This is a genomic window from Desulfomonile tiedjei DSM 6799, assembly GCF_000266945.1.
Taxonomy (GTDB): Bacteria; Desulfobacterota; Desulfomonilia; order Desulfomonilales; family Desulfomonilaceae; genus Desulfomonile; species Desulfomonile tiedjei.
In genome coordinates this window covers 2,778,949-2,805,310 of record NC_018025.1, presented here as the reverse complement: position 1 = coordinate 2,805,310, position 26,362 = coordinate 2,778,949, and the positions used below count along the sequence as shown (strand labels likewise).

Sequence of the window (26,362 nt, the reverse complement as noted above, 5' to 3'; positions counted from 1 at the left end):
GCAGGCAGGTATAAAGGGAGCTGAAGCGCCGGACAGCCTCATTTCATAATAATTACCACTTCCGCTCGAACAGTTTCCTCTCCGTTAGCGAAAAGCGAACAGTTGACTGTTCTGCTTGTACGGCCTTTCTTAACTACCCGACTTCTCAGGGTTAATTCACTATCCAGAGGGGTCGGCTTAAGGAATTCCACATTCATGGCCCTCGTCCAACCCGAGGCGATTTCCGGATGTGCAGACAGTTCGATACCCTGAGAACGGCATTCGAGCGCGAAGGCGGTCCAGGCCGAGTGACAGTCTATGAGAGTGCAGGCAACCCCGCCGTTGAGAAAACCCGGATACGAGCAGTGGTGCGGTTGGGCTTTCCATGTTCCCACAGCTTCGTCTCCTTCCAGGAAGCTCTTGATGCGCAAACCAAACTGATTGTCAGCGCCGCATCCATAGCAATGCCGTATAGGTGCTTCAAGATGCAGCCTATCCTGCAGGGGGATTCCTTCCGACATGAGCAGGACCTCTCTTCTCTGATTATCTGAAAGAGGACGGGAAGACTTTCAGCGAGAAAAGCCTTCCCTTGATAAGACATTCCTATTTCTTGGACTCGAAGTAACCGGGAGCTTCATGGGGAAAGATCGCGTGAATGAGAATTTCCTCTTCGGTCAATCCTGGAAACTTCTCCTCCAGCTCATGCCACATGGGCGGCAAGAGTTCTGCCGGCCGCACGGTGACAGGTTTTTCAGTCTTGAGGACTCTGCTCTGGAGTTCACTGTTCACAGGGGCGGGGGTTTCGCCGTAAAGCCCCTTGAGCAGATTTGCCGTATGGTTAGCAATGATTTTATAGCGGCCGAGCAGCACGTTGAAAGTAGCCTGGGATACCACGATCTGCGATGTGGGGGTCACCAGAGGAATCCAGCCGAGGTCTTCTCTAACACGCGGAATTTCATCAACTATTTCGCTCATCCGATCCAGCGCGTTTTGTTGTCTGAGCTGGCTGGAGAGGTTGGACATAACGCCCCCGGGAATCTGAGTGACCAGCATTTTACAGTCAACTCCGCTGTACGGAGCTTCGAATTCACTGTATAAAGCTCGAACGTTCTTTGCCTCTTCGGCTGCCTTGGTGAGCTTGGCAAGATCACAGCCGGTTTCATAGCCAAATTTATGGAGAGAAAAGACAATCGATTCCGTGCACGGATGTCCGGTTCCGCCAGAGAAGGGGCTGAGCACCGAGTCCACCATGTCACACCCGGCTTCCACGGCTTTTAGCACCGACATCATGCCGAGCCCGCAATTGTCATGAGTATGCAGGTGTATGGGAACACTCACAGCTTTCTTGAGGCTCGATACAAGTTCAAAAGCCGTTGCAGGGTCGATAAGGCCGGCCATGTCTTTGATTGCTATCTGGTCGACACCTTTGTCTTCCAACTGCCGCGCCTTGGAAACGAATTTCTCTATTGTATGGACTGGGCTGATGGTGTAGCAAACAGCACCTTCAGCGGTCTTTCCTACTTCTTTCACTGCTCTGATGACAGCTTCATGGTTGCGCATGTCGTCCAGAGCATCAAAGATTCTGAATACGTCAATTCCGTTGCGCGCTGCGACATGCACGAATTTATTGACAACATCATCCGGGAAATTGGAATACGCGACCAAATTCTGTCCCCGGATCAACATCATATTTTGCACATTGGGCATGGCGGCCTTTAATCTGCGAGCCCTTTCCCAGGGATCTTCCCGCAAGTATCGGACACATACGTCGAATGTCGCACCACCCCATGTTTCAGCGCCGTAAATGCCACTATCAGCAAGCAAACTAGCCACTTTCAGGAGATCTTCAAGCTTTATTCTCGTGGCAACTTTGCTCTGAGACCCGTCTCGTAATGTAATATCGAATATTTTTACTCGTCTTGGGTTCTCCGGTTTCATACAAACCTCCGGTTTTCCTTTTTTCCCAAAAATGGGCATAAGTGCGTCGCCGTATAGCCGGTCTACTTTGCCACATTTTTCATATTTTGTGTAGGTGAGTAAGTTGGACTTACTTGCAAAGGCATTTTCACACAAAATGTTGTCTCAGCCAACGGGCTGCGATCAAGAATCAAGAGAAATCGTGTCCCGGTCGGCTTCTTTTTTCTTTATCGGAAAAATGCGACGGACGAGATCTTCAGCCTCTGAACGAGTAAGGACCTCCCTGTCCAAAGAAGCCTGCTTTAGTGTTCTCAGAATCGGAGCAAAAATGGGGCCGGGTTCATACCCCATACGGATGAGATCTTTTCCGGTCAGAAGCGGTTTCACATACCGGTAGTTGATAATATATTCGGAAATTGCCATACGCGTCTCTTCGCGCATAGTCTTGGCCATCATGAAGAGCAATGTTTCCAGCGAAAGATTCCTCAGCACTGAGTAGATTTCACTTGGTTTTTCAATTATGCCCCGTGCAAACAGGGCGAGCGCCTGACGCACCAGAATTCGTTCCGATGCCATGTGCCGTCCGAGATCTCCCACTATGGAAAAGCGTTCGACAACACTTTTGAAGTCACCATCCGAGAGATTGTCGGTCAAAGCAAGAAAATAAACTGACCATGAGTCTATTTGATCCTTCATAAAGAGATACTTCCACCAGGACAGCACTCCTATTGTCGATTCCACGAGTTCCATAGTCTTTGGGGTGAAATTCAGAGCCGGATGGAGCGCCTGGGGAATCCCGTATCCATCCATGAGTGTAAGAGGGGAAAGCGGGTTCTTTTCTTCCAGCATATGGATCAACTCATTCAAGAGCCGCTTTCCTTCGACTTTGTCGAACAACTTCATGCGAATTGCGGCTTTCATAAGGTTGAGCGTATGTTTTCCTATGGCAAAGCCGAATCTGCTGCTGAAACGGACTGCTCGAAGAATTCTGGTTGGATCTTCCACAAAAGCGAGATTGTGGAGCACCCGTATGATACGTTCTTTGATATCACGCGATCCACCAAAGAAATCGATGAGATGGCCGATTGTTCGCGTATTGAGGCTGATTGCAAGGGTATTCATAGTGAAATCCCTACGGAATAGGTCTCGCTTTATGGAACTGGTCTCTACTGTGGGGAGAGCTCCGGGCCGGGCATAATACTCGTGTCGCGCGGTGGCCACATCAATTTTGAAGTTATCTTCAAACAAGATCACTGCTGTACCAAATTTCTCGTGACCGCGAATTCTGCAGCCCGGGAACTGAGCAGCCAATTCTCTGGCAAAAGGGATGCCTTGCCCTTCAATAACCAAATCGATGTCCAAGTTGTGGTTTCTGAGCAAAAGGTCTCGCACCGCACCTCCGACCAGGTACACTTCTTCGCCTCGAGCGGAACCGACCTGACCGGCTTTCCGAAGGATGTCCACCACTTTTTTGGGGAGACGCTCTTCTAAAAGCTTCCGCACGCTCTTCCCCCGCAGCCTGGTTTGAGGGTATTCGTCCGGACTGGCAGAGTCGCTTCTCCGCGGAAGTTTCATATGCTCCAGGAGATCGCTTCTGCTGATCACTCCGACGATTTTGCCTTCTTCAATCACCGGAACCAACCTGAAGCGTCCCTCCACCGTCAGTTGCAGCACGTTTTCGATGGAATCATCCGGAGTGACGGAGAGCACTCCCGGATTCATGTACACATTGACGGGCTCTGCGGATAATCCGTGATGAACCGCTTTTTCAACTGAATTTCTATGTAAAATTCCGAGCACCGACCCGTTTTGTACCACGGGAAGGGAGCTGATCTGATAACGGTTCAGGTATTCCGAAGCCTGCAGTATGGTCTTATCGGCTTCAATGACAATAGCCGGCCTGCTCATGATTTCACGCGCTTTTTGCTTCGGACGGACCTTCTCTTTCAGGATTGCTATGAGCTTGTCCTTCACCTGAAACAGTGTCATGTTTCTGATGGAAGCACTCGCTGCAGTGGGGTGCCCGCCCCCGCCAAATTCTGCGACGATTTCACCTACATTCACTTCTTCCAAACTGCTCCGTGCAATGAGATGAACACGATCTTCCATCCGCACTGCCGCAAAAATTGCATCCAGGTTCTCCATATCTTTATATTTGTGCACCAGAATGGCCAGATCGCCCACATACCCTTCTGCACCTGCAGTAGTCACCAGGACATCGATTCCTCCCAGATTTACGATTTCCGATTCCTCGATTAACTGATGCAAAACCTCAATTTGATCGCGACTCAAATCACTCGTCATCATGTTGGAAACGATGTTGAGATTAGCGCCTTTTTGCAGAAGCCACGCTGCAGCTTCAAAATCTTCTTTCGTGGTGGAAGAAAACGTGAAAGAGCCTGTGTCCTCATAAATGCCCAGCGCAAGCACGGTAGCTTCTTCGGCATTTATCTCTATCCGGCGCTTCCGGATCTCCTCAATGAGAATGGTTACGGTGGCTCCGACTTCCCGGATAGTCTCTTTGTGGCCATGCATATCGTCTTCCGAATCAGGATGATGGTCATAAATATGGATCTCCACGTTGTCCCGGTTTCCCAGGGTGGAGAATCGCCCGATCCGGCTTTTCTGACGCGTATCTACCAGAATGAGACGATGCACGTTTTCAAGATCGATGTCTTTGGCGCGTTCAATGGACAAAATGTAGAGAGTGGACTCCATGAAGAAATCCCGCAGGTTTTTCTCTTGAGACCCGGGGAATGCTACCGCCGCGTCGGGATAAAGCTTTTTCGCAGCTACCATCGACGCAAAAGCATCGAAATCCGCGTTTACATGTGTTGTGATGACATCCATACCGCTCTGTTTTCCGCCTATATTTTTGTTACCATGAAAAATTAACTCATTTATTTCTGAATTGCAGTACCTTTAAAGAGTGGACCATCCTTCGTGCGCGACGCATTCCGGAGTTTTCTGCCATCTTCTAATCCGAAGACCACGGTTCTTTTGGCTTGATTTGCCGTTCCGGCTTCATCGACGAAGCGATTCTCCTGGAAGCAAATAGTCTCGTTCCCCAAAATTGGGAATTGAAAATTTGTCGGAATCAGTTTATGATAACACTCTTAAAACTAAATGGCTCGTTTTGCTCGGATGGCGGAATAGGCAGACGCAGTGGACTCAAAATCCACCGATCGCAAGGTCGTGTGAGTTCGACTCTCACTCCGAGCACCAAGAAAAACAAAAAGGATTCGGCATATTACCGAATCCTTTATTTGGTTCTGGGGGGTTTTCAGAGGTAATCTCGGGGCAAAACTCACATTGACTTTGTTTAAAAAACGTAATGATTTTTGTCCTTTTAGATATTTTTACCCCCAAAATTCCCCCAAACTTTTCAGATACCTCTTTAGGGCATATGCGCTAACTTAAAGTGTTTTTGGTTGGTTGTTCCGTGAGGAACAACTGTGAGAATAGGCCGGCGATTCATCGCCGGTTAAGGGAAAACATAATGATTTTCGAGTCCCACGGGGGACGACTGATACATAAATTCCCGGCAATGAATTACCGGGCTATTCTCTTTAGTCCCTTTGGGACAAAGAATTGGAACAGAGCTAGCGCCTATGCCCCATTAAGGAACTCCACTCGGATGTTCCCTTTCTATTTTGCGGGTATTTGCGTGAACGTGAATCCTCTGTCTAATCTGAACGCAAGAAAAACACTCCCTTAACAGAAACCAAAAGAAGCGCAACTAGCTGGTTTGATTAACCTTACTCGAACGAGCGCATTCTACCCGCCCAGCATGTCATGGGTCAATTTCGCCCAACTGAAGTGATGAGGCTTCTCCGAACATCCATCGCTTTTTCTTGCATGTACTGTTGGTTCGGCGCGCACTTCCGGAATCTAACCAAAACCAAACGGGCTTTTTTTACTCAAAAACCCGTTTGTGACAAATTTTTGTGGTACACAGGATAAAGCATTTCCCCGGCTCAGAGTTTGGCACGCATATTGCTTAATTGAGACCACAAGTGAGGCGGCGATAGCGTCCGAATACGTCTCTTCAAAAGGGGACCGGGGGTTTTCATTAATTCAAAAACAATTATTACATCCCCCGAAAGCCAGTCATTGGTATCCTAAGAATTAGTGGTGAGAGTTCGCCTTGAAATGAGTTGCCGGTTACACGATAATTAGTAGCGCCGCCTTACGTGGAAATTGTTGGACACATTGCAGGCGAACTAATTTTGACTTCGGAAAACCAGGATCGAATGGATCCTGGTTTTTTTTTTGCGCTTTTCCGACTCGGTTCATTCCGGCCTTGCCGATACGCTATTTCGCTTTATTAGTGGCGTTTTCGGACTGTACACGGGATCTTGCAAAGAGTCATCATATAGAAAAAAATGGATCTTTGATTATTGATATATTATGATATACTGACTCAGTCAGTCCAAGGCGAAGCCCCATTGTCTGATTGCGATATATCCCTTTGGGGCAAATATTTTCTCAAAGCAAGAAGGAAAGGAGTGTACCCATGTGGCGGATAGTGCTCACATCCGTGCTCGTGAGCGCAATTCTTGCGATCGGCGCGGCTTACCCCCTCACAGCGCCGGCTCAAGATGACAAGCTCCCCTCAAAGGCCGACGCCAGTTGCATCAATTGCCATGCGGATTACCCAAAGACGCCCAACCTGTTCGCTGGCAAGATCTACGATGTCTCGAGCAAGGCAAACACCATTCAGCTTCAAATCAACAAGGATATGGAGATCATCCACTTTAACGATGCTACGGTGCTCAAGAATGCTCCGAGTTTCAAAGAAATTCCGAAGCAAGAATCCGTGCGGATCAAGTACACGATAAAAGACGGAAAAACCGTAGCTACACAAGTTGAAGTAAAGAAAGGGATTGAGGTCCCGAAAGAACAGCTTGCGGAAGTGGACGACATAGCAAAGCTGGTAGCTATGGGACCTGAAAAGGGAAAGTACCTCCTTTTAGACAGTCGGCCCCCAAACATGTATGCTGAAGGTCATATACCCACGGCCGTTTCCATGCCGTTCTCTGCATTCGATAAGCTCGCCAATGAATTACTGAAAGATAAAGAGACCCTGCAAATCTACTACTGTGCGGGATACACCTGAGTTCTTAGCCCATTAGCCGCTAGGAAAGCGGAAAAGCTCGGATTCAAGAATGTAAAGGTATTTCATGCTGGACTTCCCGCATGGAAAAAGGCAGGTCACCCTGTTGTATCGAATGTTGCGGCAATAGAGAATTACGACAAGAATGACGCGTCGTACATACTTCTCGATCTGCGCCCCAAATCCCAGATCGAACAAGGTCATATCCCCAAAGCGGTCGCGGTTCCGGAAGCGGGAATCGAAACTTTGGAGAGTCAGCTTCCGAAGTACAAAAGCGCGGCCATCATACTTTACAATCAAGACGGAAGCATAGCTTCGGCACAGAACGCGTACAAAGCCATTTCCGACCTGGGATACAAGCAGACGAGCATCCTGGCCGGAGGCTTCGATGCGTGGCAAAAAGCCGGTAAACAGGTGGCAAAGGGCCCTGCGGAGTCCACCATAAAGTACGTTCGTAAGCTCATGCCCGGAGAAGTGGAACTGGCACTATTCAAGGAAGCAATCGGAGACAACCAGAAGAAAGCCGTGATCCTCGATGTGCGAGCTGCAGCCGAAGCCAAAGCCGGTGCAATTGAGAGTTCAATCAATATCCCGCTCGATGAACTGGAACAACGTTTGGGGGAACTTCCCAAGGATAAACCGGTGTATATCTATTGCGGTACCGGAGCGAGAGCAGAAATGGCCTACAATGTGCTCAAGAAAGCCGGAATGAATGGTAAGTATCTTAGATGCAAAGTGGATTTCGACAAAGAAGATCCCAAGAAATACACTATCGAAGAATAACAACTACTCCTCGTCGGGCCGATCATCTCGGTCGGCCCGTAAGCATTCACTTTACATGCGGCGTTCGATGAATGCCCCGGAGGGGCGACCCCGCCAGGGTTGTTTATCAGGGATTATGGACGCTCTGTCCACGGGTTTCACCCGTGGCTACTCTTTGTTCGCTCCTCCAGAGCTCGGAATCCCATTTTTCCCCGAATAACTGAACACTTACGTCGGCCCGACTTTTCTTCTTCCGAAGCCTCTTCCGCTCACCAATTCAAAGTATTATCCGAGCACACCCCGAGTATCGTAGAATTCGATTTTCCTATCGGATTTTCAACTGTTCGTTGTAGTATATTATGACGACAAAGAAACTGAATCTTCCGCCATTCATAGTTCAGTAAGGAGAAACTGGGAGAGGATTGAACAATGGGCATTTTAGATTTCATCAAAGGCGAACTCATAGAGGTAATAGCATGGCTCGACGATACAGGGGACACCCTGGTCTGGAGATTCCCGGATAAAGACAACGAGATCAAAATGGGAGCCAAGCTTACGGTGCGAGAAGGCCAGACTGCGGTATTCGTGAATGAGGGAAGAATAGCAGATATTTTTGCGCCCGGTATGTACAGTCTCACGACACAGAACATGCCGATTATGACGACCCTCAGATCGTGGCGGCACGGTTTCGAATCTCCCTTCAAAGCAGAGGTGTATTTTGTCAGTACACGGAATTTCCTCGATCTCAAATGGGGCACTCAGAATCCGGTAATGCTGCGGGATCCCGATTTCGGAGTCGTACGGCTTCGAGCCTTCGGTACGTATGGAATTCGTGTTACCGACCCGGAATTGCTGATTCGAGAAATCGTCGGCACGGACGGAAATTTCACAACAGACGAAATACAGGGTCAGTTGCGAAGTTTGCTCGTCTCGAATTTCACCGAACTACTGGGGACTTCCAATACGGCTGCTCTGGATCTCGCGTCCAATTACCGCAGTATGGGAGAAAAGGCTAGAGCGTCAATGGATCCGGAGTTTCTGAAGTACGGTATTTCTTTGTCGCGATTCGTCATCGAAAACATCTCTTTGCCGCCTGAAGTTGAGAAGATGCTCGATACTCGCTCCCAAATGGGTATAGCCGGCGATCTCAATCGGCTGACGCAATTTCAGACTGCTCAGGCGATACCTGAAGCGGCAAAGTCAGGTGGAGCGGGTGATTTCGTCGGTATGGGAGCAGGGATTGCCATGGGCCAGCAAATGGCTAACCAGATGGCAGGTTCTGTTGCTCAGAATCAGCAACAGTCGCAAGCTCCAAGTTCGGCTCCAGGTACAGGCAATCGGTTTTGCAGCGAATGCGGAAAACCTGTTACACCTGATGCCAAGTTTTGTCCTGAATGTGGCAAGCCACAACAGAAATCATGTCCTCAGTGCGGCAAGGCAGCCGCAGCAGCGGATCGCTTTTGTCAGGAGTGCGGGACTAAATTGCCATGATAACCGCGCATTCTGCTGAGCAATGTCTGTGAAAGATGCATTCTTAGAAGCCCTTTCCCGGCCGAGACCCGATCCGGGTGGGGGCGCAGCATCGGCTTACGGTGCGCTCCTCTCCGTGGCGATCGTTGAGAAGATCGTCCGTATCGAGCTGCAGCGGAACGAGAATTCAGGAAGTGAATCTGTCTTAACGAGAATGCTCTCTACCGTTGTCGTACTGCAAAAGGACTGTGCCCAATGGTGTGAACAGGACGTGCAAGCATATCTTGAGTTGGCACGAGTGCGGAAGGCAGGCATCACCGGCTCGGAATTGATCTCGAGCATGGAATCGGCTGTAGAATGTCCTTTGAACATCATGCAATCAGGGTTGAGGATTCTGAAATGCATCGCGGATGTGGGTTCCTTGTGCCGAAAACATCTTATATCCGATTTGCAGGTTGCTGCGGAATTCGCTCGCGCAGCTATATACGGCGCATCTCACATAACTTCGGCCAATCTGCTGCTCATGAGAGAACGGGGACACGTATCCTCGTATGAGCAGCGGTTTCAAACTTTGTTGGATCAAGTGGAGACTCAGTTCAACCAGACAATGTCTACCCTGGGGGCATAGGCGCTAACTTTTCTGCAATTCCTTGTCCCGCAGGGACTAAAGAAAATAGCCCGGTAATTCATTACCGGGAATTTGTGTATCAGCCGTCCCTCCGGGACTCGAAAATCATTAGATTTTTCCTTAACCGGCGATGAATCGCCGGCCTATTGTCAGTTGTTCCTCCGGAACAAACGACCAAAAACACGGTAAGTTAGCGCCTATGCTCTGAAGGAACGCACAGAGAGACAGTGAGATGCTTGTCGTTGCAGATAATATCAATGCCATGAACCCCATTGTTTCACGAGCAATGGAATCACTCGATCCTGAACCCATCCAGGAACTTGCCAAAGCGTGTGTTCAAAAAGGGACGCAGTTCATCGACATCAATCCGGGCTATCTCTCGAGACGAAAAGAAGATCGCATGGCATTTCTCGTGGAAGCGGTCCAGGAAGTCGTATCGGCGCGTCTCATTCTGGATAGCCCAAATGCAGGAGTTCTTGCCAGAGGGCTGTCGGTGTGCAAAGCAACTCCTTTCCTGAATGCTCTTTCCCTGGAGCCCCAAAAACTAAATGAAATTCTCCCGTTGGCTGTGGAACATGGAACGCCCCTGATTCTTCTGATCATGGATGCGAAATCGTTTACTCCCCCGACTATGGAGGAAAAGATCGCGATAGCGGTGGAACTGAGGGAACACTGTTTGAATGCGGGATTGAGAACCGAAGATCTGGTGTTCGATCCTGTGTTGCCGAGCTTGAGTTGGGATGACGCGTACCTGAGAATCTCCGAAGGCTTGAAGGCAGTGAACCTCCTGGCAAGCGGAGCCGTATTCTCTGAACCGGTTCGAACAATGATAGGCCTATCGAACCTGCGAAGCGGACAGAAAACGCGTTATTCCATTAAAATAGAAGAGACGTGCCTCGCTCTTTTTGCCGGAGCAGGTCTCAGCATGGCACTCATGAACGTACTCAAATCGGAATTGAAACCTACCATAGACCTAATCAGGCAAATTGTTCCTACCACCACGGATTGAGCCGACAAAGCAATCGTCAACGGCACTGCGCATCGTAATCTCAGGGATCTATTCCTTTAATCGAGCAGGATCTCCGGAAGGCAATCCCTTTTCTCGTGCACGCAAGACTCTTCGGAGCAACTTTCCGGATCGTGTTTTAGGCAATTCTTCCATAAACTCGATATCAGCGAGCGGCAAGTCCTGAGAGATATTCGCTTTCAGAAATGCTTTCATCTGATGATTCAGACTTGCCGAGGCCGTGAAGCCTTTGCTCACCATGACAAACGCTTTCACATACGTCTTTGCTGATGCAGACCCGACAGATATAGCTACTGCTTCTGCAACTGCCGGATGAAACGCAAGGACCTGCTCGACTTCATACGGTCCTATAATCTTTTCGCCAATTTTAATGAGATCGTCATTCCGGCCGTAGTGAAAGAAATAACCGTCTTCGTCCATGGTAACCATGTCACCGGTAAGAAACCAATTTCGGAACCGGAAGTAATCTTGATAACGGGCTGCATCCTGCCAGATTCCTGTCATGAGTGCCGGCCAATCCGGACGTAATGCAAGTTCACCGAGAGTCATCGGGGGAAGTGGTTCGCCATTCTCGTCCAGAACTGCAGCCTCAATTCCCGGAATAACCTTACCCATGCTGCCCGGCTTGATACTCATGGACTGGTAATTTGCTATGCATATCATTCCTGTCTCGGTCATCCACCATGTGTCGTGAGGCGGCAGCTTCAGTGTTTCCCGGGTCCAAGCAAATTGATCGGGCCTGAGCATCTCACCTACCGTCGCAATGTGGCGCAAGCGGGAAAAATCGTATCGCCGGGGCAGATCGTCTCCAGCTTCGGCGAGCCGCGTCAAGGTTCGCGGCGTCGTGTACCAGATCTCCACCTTGTGCCGTTCCAAGGTTCTGTACCAGGTGGATGCCGAGAATCGATCTCCTTGGATCACTGATGTAGCTCCGCAGAGCCAGGGAGCGAACGCTCCGTACACGGTACCGGTTACCCAACCAGGGTCTCCGTCGGTCCAGATCACCGTCCCCTCCTTCACATTCAGCACATGTCGAGCGGTGATCAAATGGCCGATCATATCCATATGGGCGTGCACTACACCTTTAGGAGGGCCGGTGGAACCTGACGTGTACAGCAAGTACAGCGGAGTGGTGCCCCTCACCCATTTAATAGCGCTCTTCCTAGGGAGCGTGCCGATGATGTCTTTGATCGGCAACTCGTTAGGAAAGAGACCGACTCCGGCTCCTTCAGTGAGAAAGATGCGTTCGACGCTGGACAGTGCATGGTCCGGGAGTCGTTCGATAAGATCCGGATGAGTGACGATACTCCGCGGTCTTGCGTTTTGCAGGCGAAACGCAAGTTCGTCAAACGAAAGATCGGGAAAGAGTGGTGAAAAAATGATACCCAGACGCGCACAGGCAAGCATCAAGAAGTAAATCTCGGGACATGGCGGCAGAAAGATAAAAACGCGATCTCCTACAGTCAACCCATATTCTGTGAGGAGGTTTGCCCACTGACACGATGATTCCCGTAATTCTTGATAGGTGAACACCAAGGTTTTACCGGCTTTTTCAAAAATCAGCGCTTTACGAGATTTTTCATCTCTCAGCCGAGCCCATCTGTCCAAGGCTTCCTGTACAATGTTCAACTCGCCGGATTCATACCACGTGAATTCCCGTTCCAACTCTGCCCAGGAGAAGCTTGTACCTTTCTCAGCATACGTCTCGAGATTCGCTTCTTCTTTGTCCGGCGGTATTCCTGTCTCGATCATCTCCAACCCTGCCAGTGAATTGCATCCTGCAAGCAAAGGAATTCAAGGTGATGGGTCAGTACGGAATCAAGAAATCCAGACGCCATATTTTCGATGTACTGCCTCTGCTCGTTCCACGAGACTCTTGCCTTTCGGCGACAGCAACAGAGGTATCCGAGGACGACGTTCCTTCCAGGTGAGGACATCCAGAACCTGTTTAACGCAATCAGCGAGAGCTGCCGCATCGTGGCCGCCTTCCAGAGCAAAAAGCAGCGGAGGACTTTTCACAGCATCTCTCAATTCCAGTATTGCTTCCGTTATCCAACGAAAAGCTTGTTCAGTGAGTTGCGTTCGTCCGATGGGATCGCGATGATGGCCGTCGAAGCCTGCCGCAACGAGTATCAGTTCTGGTCTGTAGTACCTCATGATCGGTCCGAGCAATTTCCAATACATATAGAGAAAATCCATGTCCGAAATGTCATTGGGAACGGGAATGTTCACCGAATATCCCAGTCCCCTGCCTGTCCCCGTTTCACTCCATTCCCCCGTGTGCGGATACCTTCCTAAAGAATGGGTCGATAAATAAAGGACCGAATCGTCTTCGTAAAAAAGATCCTGAATACCGTTACCATGATGAATGTCGAAGTCCAGTATCAGGATACGCCTGAAGCCATGACGCTCTATGGCATATTTGGCCGCAATTCCGATATTGTTGAAAATGCAATATCCACCTGCTTTATCGGGCGTTGCGTGATGTCCGGGCGGACGGACCAGACAAAATACGGCATCGCATCGACCGGACAGCAATGCCTGAAGTCCCCGAATACATCCCCCTGCAGCAAGCCAGGCAGAGATATACGACTGCGAGCTCACTGGAGTGTCCGGAGCCAGATTGATGAAATCGTGCTCCGAGGTCTTGAGGATTTTCCGAATAAATGCCGGAGTATGTACCAGTTCGAGATGTTCGAGAGTAGCTGGTTCAGGCTCGATAGTGATCAAGGCGTCGGCGAATTCTTTGTCCAGCATGCGATACACGGTCTTCAGACGTGCTGCCCGTTCAGGATGATCCAACCCTGTCTGATGCAGCAAATACCGATCATCTCGAACCACGCCGACTTTCAGAATCATAGGTCCGGCTCACAAGCGCAGAATCATTATCCGCTCTCGTTCTCCCGAGTCGCAGAAGACAAAACCAATTTTCTTGTACAGCTTGATAGCTCTGAAATTCAGCGCTTCCACTGTGAGCCAGATGGTGTCCAGGCCCAGTTCCCGCGCCCTTTCCACAGCCATTGCCGTCAAACCGGTTCCAAGTCCTCGATTTCTATGTGTATTGCTTACAAAGATCAGGTATTCACCATTCGTCATAGATTCATCGAGAATAAGCGAACAGTGACCGACTACTTTGCCTTCCTGCCACGCTAGGAAATTCTCTCCATCCGCCAAGAGACCTAAGATCCATTCCAGGCGAGTGTCGGGGTTGGCAGGAGGTAGCCCCTGAGTTACAGCTTTCGGGACGAAACATTCGTACATTTGGATGAGCAGCGCCCGATCCTCGTCCCGCGCGGGTCCCATATCGTACGCATCACCCAATTTGTCGATGTACGTCAGCCTCTGTACCTGAGCCATATTTAGGGGTCTTGAGACAATGACGGCACCCGAAAAGATTGGAAAGACTCGGATGCCGTCTTGTAGTGATTAAGCGTTGAGAACTACGCGTCCCTTGACGAGTGTATCCACCACGGAGGGATCGGCAATTGTTGTGGTGTCGCCCAGATCGTCTATCTGGCCGGCACTTATCTTCCTCAGCAGCCTTCGCATGATCTTGCCGCTGCGCGTTTTGGGCAAAGCATCAGCCCACTGGATGGCATCCGGAGTTGCGATAGGCCCGATCTGTTGACGCACGAGGTTCACCAGACCTTTCCTCAGTTCGTCAGTCTTGGCTACCCCCTGGTTTAAGGTCACGAAAGCGTAAATGCCCTGGCCTTTGATGGGATGCGGAAAACCGACAACTGCAGCTTCCGCGACATCCGGATGAAGAACAAGGGCGGACTCGACTTCCGCCGTGCCCAGCCGGTGACCGGACACGTTGATAACGTCGTCTATACGACCGGCTATCCAGAAATAACCATCTTCGTCCTGTTTCGCTCCGTCACCGGTAAAGTACATTCCCGGAATACGGCTGAAATAGGTATCGATGAACCTCTGATGATCGCCGAAAACGGTTCTGGCCATTCCCGGCCACGGCTTACGAATGAAGAGCGCTCCTTCCTGTCCGGGGTACTTGACTTCTTCACCTGTATCAGGGTCCAAAATCACCGGATCGATCCCGAAGAACGGAAAACTGCACGAACCCGGTTTTATGGGTGCGACTGCAGGCAACGGAGTAATCATCTGGCCGCCGGTCTCTGTCTGCCACCAAGTGTCGACTATGGGGCACCAATCGCGTCCCACGTAGTGATAATACCATCTCCAGGCCTCGGGGTTGATGGGCTCTCCCACGGTCCCAAGCAGTTTGAGGGAACTCAGGTCGTGTTTCTCTACCCAGCCGGCACCTTCTCGCGCAAGAGACCTGATTACTGTCGGTGCGGTGTAGAATTTGTCTACCTTACGTTTTGCCACGATTTCCCAGTACCTGTCCCATCCCGGGTAATTGGGCACTCCTTCGAAAAGCACGCTTGTGAAGCCATTGATCAAAGGTCCGTACACAGTGTAGCTATGGCCGGTGATCCATCCGATGTCTGCAGTGCACCAGAATGTCTCATCATCCTTCAAATCGAACACAAGCCGATTCGTCATGGCAGCGTGAAGCAGGTATCCGGCATGGGTGTGCAGTACCCCTTTGGGTTTTCCGGTGCTGCCACTGGTGTACAGAATGAACAAGGGATCTTCCGATGACATTGGCTCCGGCTTGACGTACGAAGGCAGATTCGGGTCCGCCATTGCTTCGTGCCACCAGATCTCTTTGCTGGGATCGAGTTTCAGGTCCATGCCGGCATGCTTGAAAACGATCACTTTCGTGACTTCGGGACATCTGGTGAGCGCCTCGTCCACATTCTTCTTGAGCGGCAGAGGTTTACCTGCCCTGAAGCCGCCGTCCACCGTGACGACAATTTTTGCACCGCAGTCTTGGATACGGCTCGCGATGGACTCGGCGCTGAATCCTCCGAAGATCACGCCGTGCACGGCTCCAATGCGGGCGCACGCCAGCATCGCCACCGGAAGTTCGACGATCATGGGGAGGTAAATAATTACACGGTCACCTTTTTTCACACCGTTGGCCAGGAGCACGGCAGCAAACTTGTTGACTTCATTATAGAGTTCCAGATAGGTAACCACTTTTGATTCTGCGGGATTGTCGCCTTCCCAATAGTAGGCGACTTTATTCTTTAGTTTATCAACATGCTTATCCAGGCAATTGTAAGAGGCGTTGAGAATGCCGCCTCCGAACCATTCGATGTCGGCGGTATTGAAATCATACTTCAGAACGGAATCCCATCTTTTCTCAAAGGTGAGATATTTGTCGGCTTGCTCGCTCCAGAAGCGGTCGATATCATTAATAGATCGGTTATAGAGCTCGTCGTATTCCTCTTTGCTCTTGATGTAAGCGACCTTGCGATAGTCTTGAAGATGAGCGTCGTACCATTTTGGAGTATTCTCCATAGCCTCAAACCTCCTTGTTCTGTGTTGTTAGGACAGAGTCTCTCGGAATTCGAGGAAAGTACTCCCCCTTGATTGATTCCCTTCTATTCCCCGAGACTTATCGCTCGCATTTGTCTTTTGCCGACTGTTGCGGATTGAAACTCCAGTGTTAATTGCCTGAACCGTCCGTTTCTTACGATGACTGCGTCCAAAGCCTCTCAGGATCGAAAGTTTCCCGAGCGGCCTCAATAAATCCTACCAGACCCGGGATTCACTGAATACATACAAGGAAAGAATGTGGAATGGCTGTGCCTGATTCTTATCAGGACTCCGGCGATATGTGATAACGGAGAGTTAACAAACTCCATGAGCTTCCTTCGAAGAAAACTTCTTTTCAGAAGGAGAATCCCCGATAATGAGTGTTCCATTCGGCGCCAAAAGTATACTGGAAAATGCGAGGACACTAATGCGGCTCTTGCCCGAAAATCGGTGAACAGAATTCATTCCAGGCGAGATTTTGGAGCACTCCGGGAAAAACATCAAGATTCCTGACAAACAAATTATATATTGTTAGAATTACACCTCAGAGAAGACCTCTGTCAAGTACGTTTCTAAAATCTCGGTTTGAGTTTTGGGGCATTTCCTGCGACTTGGATTCACGGTTGTCCTTTCATACGGGCCGTTTCACAATGGATGTCCACGAGGCGTAATTTAGAAACAAATTCTGAGCTTACATGGAGATTTTCTGGAGTAAACTGTGTTAGAATTTTCAGTATCGAGAAAGCGTATTACCCATCACTGATACAGGGTTCCAGTTCCGATTGATCGCGGAATTTCGCCCAGGAGGCTCAGTGAATAGAAGACTCCTATCCTATTCTGTAACGCCTGCCGTTGTTTTCGAGGTCTTGCGAAACACGCTTCCTTTCAGTGAGCTGGAAAATCGTACTCTCGAAGATGTCGCGCGCAAATGGATTATTGACTTTTTTCCTCGGGGGACTCTTATTTTGCGCGAAGGCGTAACGGATGTCATGCACCTCCATTTGATCCAAAAGGGAGCAGTGAAGACTTATCTGACAGGATCGCGTCCAGGTACGATTCTCAAGGATTACAGTTGCGAAGGAGAAACATTTGGAGCGGCATCCATACTTCGCGGCAGGAAAGCGGATTTCAATGTCGAGACGTTGGAGGATACGTTTTGCTTTCTCCTGCCCAAGGATGATCTGCTTCATCTCGTGAGGAAATATCCCCGATTTGAGCGCTTCTATTTGGATCCTATCTCTGAAGACCTCATGTCTTCCGCATACGCCGAATTACGTGACGAACATATGCATCCCGGGCGCCGGAAGTCTGTGCATCTTTTCAGTTATCAAGTGCGCGATATTGTCAAGAATCAGCCCCAAGTAGTGCCTTGTTCCACAACGATTCAGGACGCTGCATTGCGTATGACCCGCATGGGAATCGGGTCCTTGCTGGTTGGAGACGACTCTTACAGGGTAACGGGCATTGTCACGGATACAGATATGCGAAGCAAGGTGGTGGCTGAAGCTCTGGACGGTAATGCCACTCTTGAGTCCATTATGGTTTCGCCCGTACTTACCATCCCGGCTCAGGCAACGTGCTTCGAAGCACTATTGACGATGATGCAGGAGCAAGTAGATCACCTGGCGGTGGAGCACTTGCAAGAGATTATCGGCATGGTGACGACCCACGACATGATGGTTTTTCAGGGTGTTTCACCGACGTATCTTCTCAGGGAAACAGTGGCCCCCAAGAGTATCGAGGGACTTTGCACTCTTTCGCGGAGAATCCCGAATCTTGTGCGCGCTCTACTCGAGCAAGGGGCAAAAGCCAGCGAAATCACTCCTATGATCACGGTTCTCAATGACAGGATTTTGAGCGGTATCCTGGACCTCTTACAGCAGGAAATAGGCCCGCCGCCAGTCCCGTTTTGCTGGATAACGCTGGGTAGTAACGGGCGCAAAGAGCAAATTCTGAAAGCCGACCAGGACAACGCTCTCATGTACGGAGATCCGGCAAACGATCGGGAGCGCCGAACCGCCGAAGCCTACTTTGAGACTCTGTCTCGCTTGACGGTGGATCGCCTGCTCGATTGCGGTTATCCTCGATGTAAGAGTGGTCTCATGGCCTCAAATCCTTCCTGGCGAAAGCCGGTATCCGTGTGGAGGAACTACTTTAATAACTGGATTTGTACCCCGGATCCCCAGGAGGTCTCTCTTGCCGTAACATTTTTCGATTTTCGCCCTGATGCCGGAACAGTGTCTCTTGGGCAGGAATTGCGGAAGCAGGTCGTCTCCTGGGCAGAACGTCAAACCGTATTCATGATGCACATGGCGGGCGAGTGTCTCTTGAACTGGCCTCCACTCTCTTTTTTCAGACACTTTGTCGTAGAAAAAGACGGGCTGCAGCGCAATCGTCTGGATGTGAAGACCAGGGGATTGGCACCTTTTGTCAATTTCGCCCGATTACTCGCTTTGCGGCAGGGCATCCCGGAAACCAATACGATTCGGCGGTTGCAGCTACTTATGGATAGAGGCTGCTTTTCAGAAGAGTTGCATGTAGACATTCGGGAGGCATATGAATTTCTCATGCAACTCCTCCTGGTCCGGCAACTTGAAATGGTAGAATCCGGTATGGTGCCCGAAAATTTCATAGACCCCGGCGAGCTTTCAGAATTGGAAAGAAAGATGCTGAAAGAGGTATTTTCCGTAATCAATCGGATGCTTGTCCATGTCAAACAACAGTTTCCGATCGCTGTCTGATGCCTTGCCTCATAGAGGCAGGGGTATGCGAATGATCGGCCACAGAGGATGTACGTGCATTCTTTGTTCATCACGTGCTATATTTGACCACTCTCCATCCCGTGGGAGGTTGCATGAATCAGCAATCAATTTTCCATGAGGCCGATCCGGAAGTTGTCCTGGATTTCCTTCGAAAAACGATTCCATTCAACGAGCTGGATGACGATGCTCAAAGAGATCTTGCCAATCATTGCACTGTAGACTTCTTTCCGAAAGATACCCTGGTGCTTCAACAGGACGTCAGCGAAGTCACGCACATGTACCTGATCTACAGAGGCGGCGTAAAGGTGTACCTGACGGATGTCGACGGGGCGGTCACCTTGAAAGATTTCCGTGGAGAAGGAGGATACTTCGGTGCTCTTGGACTCATCAGAGGATCGAAGGCCAATCTGAATGTAGAAACGGTCGAGGACACCTTCTGCTTTCTTCTGGAAAAAGAAGCTTTTCTGGATCTTATCCAGAACAATCCCAAGTTTGCGCAATATTATCTGAAACGTTTTTCGGAAGACGTCGTGTACAATGCATACAACGAGCTTCGCAGCAGAAAATTCAGAGCTCGGTCTCAAGATGCTTTTTATCTGTTCAGTCTGGAGATCAAGGATGTAATCAAGCGACTTCCCGAGATTATCCACGCGTCCATGAGCATACAGCAGGCAGCGAAGCACATGTCCGAACTGGCTATAGGCTCGCTCCTCATCGAGGACCAGGCAGGAGAAATTGCAGGGATAATCACAGATAAAGATCTCCGTACCAAAGTAGTAGCCACCGGAATGGGCTACGATGCCCCAGTTGCCGAGATCATGTCAAGCCCGGTGAAGACTATACCATCCCATGTGGTTTGTTTTGACGCTCTTCTGCAGATGATGAACGAGCAGGTGCATCATCTCGCGGTGGAACGCGGCAATGAGATAATCGGAGTAGTCACGGCACACGACATAATGGTTCACCAAGGGACATCGCCACTCTACCTTTTCCGTGAAATAGTGGCCCAGCGTCAGATCGAGGGATTGTACTCGCTGTCTCAAAAGGTGCCGCTCGTTGTCAGGTCACTTGTGGAAGAAGGAGCCAAAGCCAACAATGTGACCCGTATGATTACGGTCCTAAACGACCACATTGTGCACCGGCTGCTGACTCTGCTTTACGAAGAGATGGGACCGGCACCGAATCCGTTCTGCTGGATAATGTTCGGCAGCGAAGGACGCAAGGAACAAACGTTCAAGACCGATCAGGATAATGCGCTTATCTATCAGACTCCCGAAGACGATTGGGAAGCGATAAAGACTGCCAAATTGTACTTTCGCCGATTCGGGAATCGGGCGATACAGCACCTGGAAGCCTGTGGATATCCCTTGTGCAAAGGGGAAATGATGGCTTCCAACCCTCGGTGGCGCAAACCCTATTCAGTATGGAAAGGTTACTTCGACAGATGGATTTCCGCACCGGAACCCGAAGAAGTGTTGAATGCGACCATCTTCTTCGATTTCAGACCTGGATACGGTCAGGTAAGTCTCGGTGAGCGTTTAAGGGATTATCTTGCTTTGCAGGCGCCTTCCAAGGGAATTTTCCTGATGCATCTCGCGAAAGATTGTCTGCAGAGCAAACCTCCACTTACTTTCTTCAGAAACTTCATGGTGGAAAAGGACGGCAAATACAAGAACCGTCTCGACATAAAAACTCGCGGCATGGTGCCCTTCGTCGATTTCGCCCGTCTCATGGCCTTGAGGCATGGCGTAAAGGAGACCAATACACTGGATCGACTCGACACGCTCTCAGAGAACGGTCATATTCCGCGGGAGCTTTACGTGGAGACTCGAGAAGCGTACGAGTTTCAAATGCAACTCAGACTTGTTCATCAACTGCGTATGATGGAAATAGGGCAGGCACCGCACAACCATATCGATCCGGCTGAGTTGTCGGATCTCGAAAAGCAGACACTCAAGGAATCCTTTGCTGTAATCGGTAGAATTCAGACGTATGTGAAGGATGAGTTCAGAGTCGCCGAATAGTAACCATTCAGTTACGAAGGGTGGAGAAGATCTTCTCCTGTGATCATGATACCACTGACTTTCAAAATCCCCCCTTACTCCCCTTTATTAAGGGGGAATTGGCAGGTGCCTTCTTTCCCCCCCCTTTTATAAAGGGGGGAAGGGGGGATTTTTCCCACGCATAGCTGAATGGATAAGCGAACGTTCAAGAATAGATTGCCGGGACAGGTGAATCGACGTGAAATTGTGGCCCTGGACACGAGTTCCCAAGCACCCGATTCTGCAGGAAAACGCGTCCTGTTTTTCACAATTCGATCAGACCTCCGCCATAGAGACATACGATTTTGTGGCATTTGACACCGAGCTGACAGGACTAAATCCGAAACGGGATGAGATTGTCTCAATAGGAGCGGTCCGAATAAAGGACCTGCGGATCGTTCTGGGTGAGAGTTTTTTTTCGTACGTTCGACCGACCGGAAACCTGCCCAAGAGCAGCACGCTCATCCATGGAATATCTCCTCAGCAAATAGAAGATGCGCCCGGAATCGGGGAAGTGCTGCCGGAATTCGTCGCATTTTGCGGTAAGGCTCTCCTGATAGGGCATTATGTGGGTATTGATATGGCCTTTCTCAACAAAGCGCTCCGAAAGCACCTCGGAGGCACAATGAGCAATCCCTGTGTCGATTCCATGAAATTGGCCGAAGTGTTTCAGGACCACCGATCCAGATCGAATGTCGAAATCACCGGTCTCGGCAAATCGTACAATCTTGCGGTCCTTGCCCGTGAATACGGCCTGCCGCTGTTCACTCAACACGATGCGCTGGAAGATGCGCTCCAGACAGCTTATCTCTTCCTGTTTCTGGTTAAGAACTTAAAAGAGGCAGGCTATCTACGACTCAGAGATTTTTACACAGCCGGAAAGCTTGGGCCGCACCACTTCTGATGAAAGCACAGGAAAGAGACATCCATCACAGTTCTTATGCACATTGGGCAGGGCGAAACCGTAATTGTACAATTTTATGCGGACTTGCAGTCAAGATAGTTCCTACTGAGGCAGAAGCATGGACCTGCGAAGACAGGTCAGTGCAGTAAGCATCTTGAACGCAGAACGGTATTAGAGAAACCCCAATCTTTCCTTGATCAGAGTCTCCAAAACAGCCGGATCTGCCACCGTTGCAGTATCGCCGAGATCGTTTACGTGCCCGGCTGCAATCTTCTGGAGTAAGCGTCTCAGAATTTTTCCGCTGCGAGTCTTGGGAAGTGCTTTTGCCCATTGGACTATGTCGGGAAGAGCCATCGTACCGATGTTATCCAGGAGTAGATTTGCCAATTCCTCTCTGAGAGTTTCGGACCGTTCATAACCGGGATTAAGGGTAACAAAGAGATAGATACCCTGCCCTTTCAGCGGATGAGGAATCCCTACGGCAGTCGCCTCACTCACGGCAGGATGCGATCCAAGAGCAGTCTCGATTTCCCACGCACCTACACACCTGCCGGAGACCTTAATGACATCGTCAATCCTTCCGGTAATCCAATAATAGCCGTCTTCGTCTATCTTGGCCCCATCACTTGTAATGAAGAGTCCGGGAATAGGAGCGTAATATGCGTCCCGATATTCGTCGTGATTGGCGAATATCGTGCGAACCATCCCGGGCCAGGGTTTTCCAATGAGCAGAGCGCCTTCCTGATTCGGATAGCGGGTCTCTTCTCCTGTATCGAGGTCCAAGATGATCGGTTCCACTCCGAAAAGAGGAAAAGAGACCGACCCCGGTTTAACCGGAGTCACTCCCGGAAACGAAGAAATCATAGGACCTCCGGATTCGGCTTGCCACCACATGTTCATCACAGGGCAGTTGCCGTTTCCCACATTCTCGAAAAGCCATTCCCATGTATCCGGAGAGAAGGGCTCCCAAAGATTGCTCAGCACCTCGAGTGACGAATGCCCGGGATGCGATGAAGATGCAGAGCCGGAAGCGGCAAAGGTCCGGACAAGAGTGGGAGTGGTAGATAACTTGGTAATCCGATGCTTTTCAATAATCTCCCAAAATCTCTTGCCTGACGAATCCCAGGGCGCTCCTTCAAACATCACTGTCCCTACCCCATTGAGCAATGCTCCATAAAGACCGAGGGTAAGTCCCGGCATCCAGCCAAAATCTTCAGTGCACCAATATCTGTCCGTATCCTGTAAATCCAGGATCAACCGTGTGCTCATTGCAGCCCAGAGCAGATAACCCCCATGAGCGTAAACAAGGCCTCTCGGTTTGCCGATGGCTGCACTGGTATAAAAGACGAACAGGGGGTCTTCCGCATCCATGTGCTCCGACTGAACTATATGCGATTGAGACAAATCCGAAGCGACTTCATGAAACCATACTGTTCGAGGGGATTTCAGGTTCAAATCGAGCCCGAGGTGATTCACCACGATCACGGATTCGAGATGGGGACATGCTTCAAGACATCTACTCATTTTTCCGCTGAGGCCGATCGGATTTCCCTCCACGCGAGATCCATCCGCTGTCACTAATACTTTTGCTCCGGTATCGTTGATTCTCGACACTAACGATTCTCGGCCGAATCCCAGGCATACGCAGCAATGCACAGCCCCTATCCGGGCACATGCCAATATTGCCGCAGCGAATTCGGGAATCATGGGCATGTGGATCGCTATTCGATCGCCCCTCCCCAGTCCACGCGCTTTAAAAACCGCTGCAAAAGCGTTCACCAGCTCATTGAGCTGAGAGAATGTCAAAGTCCTGTCGGCTTCCGATTCGACACCTTCCCAGTAAATAGCAATACTGTCTCCCCGAGTGTCGAGATGTCGGTCCAGACAATTATACGCCGCATTCAGTGTTCCCCCTCCGAACCATGCAGCCCTGGCCTCATCAGGATCGAAACGCACAACAAAGTCCCAGTCTTTAAACCAGTGTAGGTGTTTCCGAGCCTGTTCCGACCAGAAGAGTTCGGGATTGTCGATCGACTGTCGATACAATGACGTGTACTCTTCCATACCTTTCACGTGAGCAGTTTTTGCGAATTTTCTTAAATGAGATTCATATACGCGTGAAGCATGATGCATGAAGCAGTCTCCTTTAATCCCAGGCTCGTCAGCGACATGAAGCTAATTCACGAATCTCAATACTACAGGCACAGGCAATGTGGCGCTGCACAAATATTCTCTATAGCACGTCTCCTGAGAAGACAAATAGTTCACTGATAAAAAGGAGTATTTTGTAGAGACCTGAAGTGTCCGCGTTGACCGAAAATGGGTCTTTCAGACGGGAAACACTTTGGTTTCCCGCCTGGAAGCAGTTCCGGTCAGTTCGCTTTTTTTCCGTATCCAATCGTCAGGACAGCGGAACCGATTTCCTCAAGAATCGCCGGATCGTCAATGGTAGAGGGAACTTTGTAGCTTTCACCGTCTGCAATCTTGCGCATGGTTCCCCTGAGCACTTTTCCGGAGCGCGTTTTGGGAAGACGGTTCACGACAGCGGCCTGTTTGAACGCGGCGATGGGTCCGATTTCCTTCCGCACCATTTGGACAAGCTCGCCGACTATCTCGTCATGAGGCCTGCTCACTCCGGCTTTGAGTACTACAAATCCTACCGGGACCTGCCCTTTGAGGCTGTCGGCAGCACCTACTACCGCACATTCAGCGACATTCGGATGAGTCGCCAGAACTTCTTCCATGCCTCCGGTAGATAGCCGGTGTCCTGCCACATTTATGACGTCGTCAATACGACCCATGACGAAGACGTAACCGTCTTCATCGATATATCCACCGTCACCGGTAAGATAATATCCGGGAAACGGGCTCATGTACGATTCTACAAATCGCCGATCGTCCTGCCAGAGCGTTGGTAGATTGCAGGGGGGTAAAGGCAGTTTCACCACAATCACACCGTTTTGATTGGGTCCCAGTTCTTCGGCGGTTCCTCCGTCGAGGATCTTCACATTATATCCGGGCATGGGTTTGGTAGCTGAGCCGGCTTTCGTGGGAAATAGCTCCAGACCTCTAAAGTTGCCTGCAATCGCCCACCCGGTTTCAGTTTGCCACCAGTGGTCGATGACAGGAACCTGCAAGAGCTCGGAAGCCCAATAATAAGTGTCAGGGTCAAGTCTTTCTCCTGCAAGGAAAAGGGTATCGAACGATGATATGTCATATTTCCTGAGGTACTCGCCTTTGGGGTCCTCTCGTTTAATGGCTCGGATTGCGGTAGGGGCAGTGAACAAAGCTTTGACACCATGCTGAGATATAAGTCGCCAGAACGCACCCGGATCGGGAGTTCCCACGGGCTTCCCTTCGTATACTATGGTAGTGGCTCCCATGAGCAACGGACCGTACACGATGTAAGAATGCCCCACAACCCACCCCACGTCTGAAGCGGCCCAGTACACATCTCCCGGTTCGATGCCGTAGATGTGTTTCATGCTCCACTTCAGTGCGACTGCATGTCCGCCGTTGTCCCGAACGACTCCTTTCGGCTTCCCTGTGGTTCCGGAAGTATAAAGAATGTACAAAGGATCGGTCGCTTCTACGGAAACGCATCCCACAGGTTCTGCTTTTCCTTCCAGATCGGCCCACTCAAGGTCTCTCGTTTGTTTCAACTCTGCTTTCGCTTGCGGCCTTTGCAGGATGACGCATGTTTCGGGCTTGTGGTCCGCAATATCTATTGCTTCGTCAAGAAGCGGCTTGTAAGGGATGACGCGCTGCACTTCAATACCGCAGGACGCAGACAAGATTACCTTCGGCTTGGCATCGTCGATTCTGATAGCCAATTCTCTGGAGGCAAATCCGCCGAAAACGACCGAATGAATGGCGCCGAGCCGCGCGCATGCCAGCATGGACATGAGAGCTTCGGGGATCATGGGCATGTAGATGAGAACCGTATGCCCTTTGGCAACACCTAATTTCTGCAAGAAACCCGCAATACGAGCCACCCTGTCCTGCAACTGCGAGTAAGTGATTTTCTGAATGGTGTTAGTTACCGGGCTATCGTAAATGACCGCCACCTGATCTCCGCGGCCCTGTTGAACGTGGTAGTCGACTGCATTGAAACAGGTATTCAGCATGCCGCCTTTAAACCACTTATAAAAAGGGGGATTCGAGAATTCCAGCACCTTATCCCATTTTCGGTCCCACACGAGCTCTTCAGCAGCTCTTCCCCAGAAGGATTCCGGATTTTCTAGAGATTCTCGGTACGCTTCCTGATACTTCATAGTCAACCCCCAGGTTTTGTATCTTTGGTGGAATAAAGCCGCCACCGTGTTGTCGGAGAATGGTAATCAAAC

The 26,362-nt window shown here is 50.1% G+C and carries 17 protein-coding genes and 1 tRNA gene; 9 read left to right on the top strand and 9 right to left on the bottom strand.

Going from position 1 to position 26,362, the window contains the following annotated elements:
* Positions 1-38: 38 nt before the first annotated feature.
* The 3 genes from DESTI_RS11785 to DESTI_RS11775 all read right to left on the bottom strand — a co-directional run bounded on the left by DESTI_RS11785 (position 39) and on the right by DESTI_RS11775 (position 4,746).
* Positions 39-500: a PaaI family thioesterase gene (locus DESTI_RS11785; RefSeq protein WP_014810185.1), complete on the bottom strand. Its 462-nt coding sequence runs from the start codon at positions 498-500 to the stop codon at positions 39-41.
* A gap of 82 nt (positions 501-582) precedes the next feature.
* Positions 583-1,917 carry a pyruvate carboxylase subunit B gene (locus DESTI_RS11780; protein WP_014810184.1) on the bottom strand — a complete coding sequence of 445 codons (1,335 nt, stop codon included), beginning with the start codon at positions 1,915-1,917 and terminating at the stop codon, positions 583-585.
* Positions 1,918-2,079: 162 nt separating this feature from the next.
* Positions 2,080-4,746, bottom strand: a complete 2,667-nt coding sequence (locus tag DESTI_RS11775; protein WP_014810183.1) for a CBS domain-containing protein — start codon at positions 4,744-4,746, stop codon at positions 2,080-2,082.
* 288 nt (positions 4,747-5,034) lie between these two features.
* Between DESTI_RS11775 and DESTI_RS11770 the strand changes: the two genes are divergently transcribed.
* From DESTI_RS11770 to DESTI_RS11745, 6 genes are all read left to right on the top strand, one after another.
* Positions 5,035-5,121 (top strand) — tRNA-Leu (locus tag DESTI_RS11770).
* 1,291 nt (positions 5,122-6,412) lie between these two features.
* Positions 6,413-7,015 (top strand): rhodanese-like domain-containing protein, encoded by a 603-nt coding sequence (locus DESTI_RS11765; RefSeq protein ID WP_041286165.1) that lies wholly within the window; start codon positions 6,413-6,415, stop codon positions 7,013-7,015.
* 243 nt (positions 7,016-7,258) lie between these two features.
* Positions 7,259-7,795, top strand: a complete 537-nt coding sequence (locus DESTI_RS11760) for a rhodanese-like domain-containing protein (RefSeq protein WP_052316038.1) — start codon at positions 7,259-7,261, stop codon at positions 7,793-7,795.
* Positions 7,796-8,203: 408 nt separating this feature from the next.
* Positions 8,204-9,265 carry an SPFH domain-containing protein gene (locus tag DESTI_RS11755; RefSeq protein WP_014810181.1) on the top strand — a complete coding sequence of 354 codons (1,062 nt, stop codon included), beginning with the start codon at positions 8,204-8,206 and terminating at the stop codon, positions 9,263-9,265.
* Between the two features lie 28 nt (positions 9,266-9,293).
* Complete coding sequence (locus DESTI_RS11750) at positions 9,294-9,872, top strand: cyclodeaminase/cyclohydrolase family protein (RefSeq protein ID WP_014810180.1); 579 nt, start codon at positions 9,294-9,296, stop codon at positions 9,870-9,872.
* 232 nt (positions 9,873-10,104) lie between these two features.
* On the top strand, positions 10,105-10,881 hold the full coding sequence (locus DESTI_RS11745) for a dihydropteroate synthase (protein ID WP_014810179.1): 777 nt from the start codon (positions 10,105-10,107) through the stop codon (positions 10,879-10,881).
* Between the two features lie 48 nt (positions 10,882-10,929).
* Here DESTI_RS11745 and DESTI_RS11740 read toward each other — a convergent pair whose 3' ends face one another.
* From DESTI_RS11740 to acs, 4 genes are all read right to left on the bottom strand, one after another.
* Positions 10,930-12,651, bottom strand: a complete 1,722-nt coding sequence (locus tag DESTI_RS11740; RefSeq protein ID WP_014810178.1) for an AMP-binding protein — start codon at positions 12,649-12,651, stop codon at positions 10,930-10,932.
* Between the two features lie 66 nt (positions 12,652-12,717).
* Positions 12,718-13,758 (bottom strand): histone deacetylase family protein, encoded by a 1,041-nt coding sequence (locus tag DESTI_RS11735; protein ID WP_014810177.1) that lies wholly within the window; start codon positions 13,756-13,758, stop codon positions 12,718-12,720.
* A gap of 9 nt (positions 13,759-13,767) precedes the next feature.
* Positions 13,768-14,256, bottom strand: a complete 489-nt coding sequence (locus DESTI_RS11730; protein WP_014810176.1) for a GNAT family N-acetyltransferase — start codon at positions 14,254-14,256, stop codon at positions 13,768-13,770.
* 69 nt (positions 14,257-14,325) lie between these two features.
* The gene (acs, locus tag DESTI_RS11725) at positions 14,326-16,290 is read right to left on the bottom strand and encodes an acetate--CoA ligase (RefSeq protein ID WP_014810175.1); all 1,965 of its coding nucleotides are present in this window, start codon (positions 16,288-16,290) and stop codon (positions 14,326-14,328) included.
* 830 nt (positions 16,291-17,120) lie between these two features.
* On the opposite strand from acs, the gene DESTI_RS11715 reads away from it, so the two are divergent.
* The 3 genes from DESTI_RS11715 to DESTI_RS11705 all read left to right on the top strand — a co-directional run bounded on the left by DESTI_RS11715 (position 17,121) and on the right by DESTI_RS11705 (position 22,016).
* Positions 17,121-19,049, top strand: a complete 1,929-nt coding sequence (locus DESTI_RS11715; protein WP_014810174.1) for a DUF294 nucleotidyltransferase-like domain-containing protein — start codon at positions 17,121-17,123, stop codon at positions 19,047-19,049.
* Positions 19,050-19,162: 113 nt separating this feature from the next.
* Positions 19,163-21,094: a DUF294 nucleotidyltransferase-like domain-containing protein gene (locus tag DESTI_RS11710; RefSeq protein WP_014810173.1), complete on the top strand. Its 1,932-nt coding sequence runs from the start codon at positions 19,163-19,165 to the stop codon at positions 21,092-21,094.
* 217 nt (positions 21,095-21,311) lie between these two features.
* Positions 21,312-22,016 (top strand): 3'-5' exonuclease, encoded by a 705-nt coding sequence (locus DESTI_RS11705; RefSeq protein ID WP_014810172.1) that lies wholly within the window; start codon positions 21,312-21,314, stop codon positions 22,014-22,016.
* 171 nt (positions 22,017-22,187) lie between these two features.
* Here the strand turns inward: DESTI_RS11705 and DESTI_RS11700 are convergent, their stop codons facing one another.
* Together DESTI_RS11700 and DESTI_RS11695 are read right to left on the bottom strand one after the other, a co-directional pair.
* The gene (locus tag DESTI_RS11700) at positions 22,188-24,149 is read right to left on the bottom strand and encodes an acetate--CoA ligase (protein ID WP_014810171.1); all 1,962 of its coding nucleotides are present in this window, start codon (positions 24,147-24,149) and stop codon (positions 22,188-22,190) included.
* A gap of 239 nt (positions 24,150-24,388) precedes the next feature.
* Positions 24,389-26,290 (bottom strand): propionyl-CoA synthetase, encoded by a 1,902-nt coding sequence (locus tag DESTI_RS11695; RefSeq protein WP_014810170.1) that lies wholly within the window; start codon positions 26,288-26,290, stop codon positions 24,389-24,391.
* Positions 26,291-26,362: the final 72 nt, after the last annotated feature.

Coding starts and splice junctions, on each gene's coding strand:
- DESTI_RS11785 (WP_014810185.1), bottom strand. CDS start 500: ATGTCGGAAGGAATCCCCCTGCAGGATAGGCTGCATCTTGAAGCACCT.
- DESTI_RS11780 (WP_014810184.1), bottom strand. CDS start 1,917: ATGAAACCGGAGAACCCAAGACGAGTAAAAATATTCGATATTACATTA.
- DESTI_RS11775 (WP_014810183.1), bottom strand. CDS start 4,746: ATGGATGTCATCACAACACATGTAAACGCGGATTTCGATGCTTTTGCG.
- DESTI_RS11765 (WP_041286165.1), top strand. CDS start 6,413: ATGTGGCGGATAGTGCTCACATCCGTGCTCGTGAGCGCAATTCTTGCG.
- DESTI_RS11755 (WP_014810181.1), top strand. CDS start 8,204: ATGGGCATTTTAGATTTCATCAAAGGCGAACTCATAGAGGTAATAGCA.
- DESTI_RS11745 (WP_014810179.1), top strand. CDS start 10,105: ATGCTTGTCGTTGCAGATAATATCAATGCCATGAACCCCATTGTTTCA.
- DESTI_RS11740 (WP_014810178.1), bottom strand. CDS start 12,651: ATGATCGAGACAGGAATACCGCCGGACAAAGAAGAAGCGAATCTCGAG.
- DESTI_RS11735 (WP_014810177.1), bottom strand. CDS start 13,758: ATGATTCTGAAAGTCGGCGTGGTTCGAGATGATCGGTATTTGCTGCAT.
- DESTI_RS11730 (WP_014810176.1), bottom strand. CDS start 14,256: ATGGCTCAGGTACAGAGGCTGACGTACATCGACAAATTGGGTGATGCG.
- acs (WP_014810175.1), bottom strand. CDS start 16,290: ATGGAGAATACTCCAAAATGGTACGACGCTCATCTTCAAGACTATCGC.
- DESTI_RS11710 (WP_014810173.1), top strand. CDS start 19,163: ATGAATCAGCAATCAATTTTCCATGAGGCCGATCCGGAAGTTGTCCTG.
- DESTI_RS11700 (WP_014810171.1), bottom strand. CDS start 24,149: ATGCATCATGCTTCACGCGTATATGAATCTCATTTAAGAAAATTCGCA.
- DESTI_RS11695 (WP_014810170.1), bottom strand. CDS start 26,290: ATGAAGTATCAGGAAGCGTACCGAGAATCTCTAGAAAATCCGGAATCC.